The sequence below is a fragment of the Streptococcus sp. CCH5-D3 genome (assembly GCF_001556435.1).
Lineage (GTDB): Bacteria > Bacillota > Bacilli > Lactobacillales > Streptococcaceae > Streptococcus.
The window spans coordinates 1-250 of sequence record NZ_LSIW01000154.1; the positions used below are offsets into that span (position 1 = coordinate 1).

General features: G+C 42.8%; 1 pseudogene. It reads right to left on the reverse strand.

Features of this window, described 5'->3' with window-relative positions:
• Positions 1 to 250 (reverse strand): annotated as a pseudogene (locus AX662_RS10845) (hypothetical protein); the annotation flags it as partial.

The following is a 250-nucleotide window of genomic DNA, read 5'->3' on the forward strand; positions in this document are numbered from 1 at the left end:
GCAAGCGCATCTGAGTCAGCATCTGCATCAGAATCAGCAAGTGCATCTGAGTCAGTTTCAACTTCAGAATCTATCTCAGTTTCACTTTCACTCTCTGAGTCAACTTCAATTGTTACAAATAACTCAGAATCTGAATCAACATCTTCTTCTGAGTCAGCATCTGTATCAGAATCAGCAAGTGCATCTGAGTCAGCGTCTGCATCAGAATCAGCAAGCGCATCTGAGTCAGCATCTGCATCAGAATCAGCAA